This window comes from Micrococcus sp. (genome assembly GCF_030523875.1).
In the GTDB taxonomy this organism is placed as follows: domain Bacteria; phylum Actinomycetota; class Actinomycetes; order Actinomycetales; family Micrococcaceae; genus Micrococcus.
On the sequence record NZ_JAUNHR010000171.1, the window covers coordinates 1 to 1,623 of the forward strand.

General features: G+C 76.1%; 2 protein-coding genes. One reads left to right on the forward strand and one right to left on the reverse strand.

What is annotated here, in order from left to right; translation table 11 throughout:
- The first annotated feature begins 235 nt into the window (after window positions 1–235).
- The gene (locus Q4D18_RS11865; protein ID WP_303128676.1) at window positions 236–922 is read left to right on the forward strand and encodes a 3'-5' exonuclease; all 687 of its coding nucleotides are present in this window, start codon (window positions 236–238) and stop codon (window positions 920–922) included.
- 114 nt (window positions 923–1,036) lie between these two features.
- Here the strand turns inward: Q4D18_RS11865 and Q4D18_RS11870 are convergent.
- Window positions 1,037–1,623: aminotransferase class III-fold pyridoxal phosphate-dependent enzyme (locus Q4D18_RS11870; RefSeq protein ID WP_303128679.1), on the reverse strand; the 587-nt coding region annotated here is incomplete at its 5' end.

The window sequence follows — 1,623 nt, forward strand, 5'->3', positions numbered from 1 at the left end:
GGCCCGCCGACGCCCAGCGCGCCCGCGAGGCCGCCGTAGGACACCGCACGCCCCGCGGGGATCCGCCCCGCCAGGGCCGCGAGCGCCTCGCCGACGGTGATCGGCCCCGCGGGGACGGGCGAGGGGCCGTCCACGGCGGTCGGGGCGGTCGTCTCACGGGCGCTCATGCCCCCATCCTGCGCCCACGCGGGCCCGCCGCGCCTGTCGTGTCCGGCCCGTCGGTACGGTGGAGGCCATGACCTGGAACCAGCAGATCCGCGCGGGGTTCGACCTCGAGACCACCGGCCGCGACCCCACGGTGGCGCTGATCGTCACCGCCACCGTGGTGATGGTGGACGCTCAGGGGCGGGCCGTCTCCTCCGCCGAGTGGCTCGTGGACCCGGGCGTGCCCATCCCGGAGGAGGCCGCCGCGGTGCACGGCGTCACCACGCAGAAGGCGCAGGCCGAGGGCATGCCCGCACGGCAGGCCGTCTCCGAGATCGCCGAGACCCTGCGGGACCTGTTCGCCGCGGGCATCCCGGTGGTCGCCTTCAACGCCGTGTACGACTTCACGGTGATGGACCGCGAGGCCCGCCGCCACGGCATCGCCCCGCTGGAGCCGCACCCCGTGGTGGACCCGTTCGTGGTGGACAAGCAGGTGGACCGCTTCCGCAAGGGCAAGCGCACCCTCGGCGCGGTCTCGGAGCACTACGGGGTGTCCCTCGAGGACGCCCACACCTCCGCTGCGGACGCGCTCGCGGCGGTGCAGGTGATGGACGAGCTCGTGCGTCGCCACCCCAAGGCGGACCTGCCCCTCGGCGACCTCCACGCCCAGCAGGTGCGGTGGAAGGCCGAGCAGGCCGAGAGCTTCGAGCAGTACCTGCGCCGCAAGGACCCGCAGGCCACGGTCTCCCGCGCCTGGCCGGTCGAGCCGCGGGACTGAGGCGCCTCCGGCCCCCGCCCCGGGGCCTGCCTCCCCACGCACGACGACGGCGGCGTCACCTGACCCGGTGGCGTCGCCGTCGTCGTGGGGCCGGAGGTCGGGCCCGGCCGGGGGTCAGCCCTGCGGGGTCGCGGCCGCGGCCGCGCGGGCGGCGGCGGGCAGGGCGTCGAGGACCCGGCCGATCGCGGCGTCGTCGTGGGCGGCGGAGACGAACCAGGCCTCGAACACGCTCGGGGGCAGGTAGACGCCCTGCTCCAGCATGGACTGGAAGAACGGGGCGTAGCGGAAGGCCTCCTGTCCCTGGGCGTCGGCGTAGTCGTGCACGCCGTGCTCGGAGGTGCCGAAGGCCACGGAGAACAGGGTGCCGGCCCGCTGGATCGAGTGGTCCACGCCCGCGGCCTCGAACGCGGACACCACACCCTCGCGCAGGGCGTCGGAGGCGGCGGCCACCCGGGCGTACACGGACTCGTCCGCGTGGCCGAGGGTGGCGACGCCGGCGGCCATGGCCACCGGGTTCCCGGAGAGGGTGCCGGCCTGGTAGACCGGGCCCAGCGGGGCCAGATGGTTCATGACCTCCTCGGAGCCGGCCAGCGCGGCGGCGGGCATGCCGCCGCCGATCACCTTGCCGAAGCACCAGATGTCCGGGGTCCAGCCCTCGGGCTGCCCGGACAGGCCCCAGCCGCCGGTGGCGGTGGCGCGGA

Excerpts from the sequence above, each read along its gene's own strand:
- Q4D18_RS11865 (WP_303128676.1), top strand. The coding sequence starts at position 236 with ATGACCTGGAACCAGCAGATCCGCGCGGGGTTCGACCTCGAGACCACC.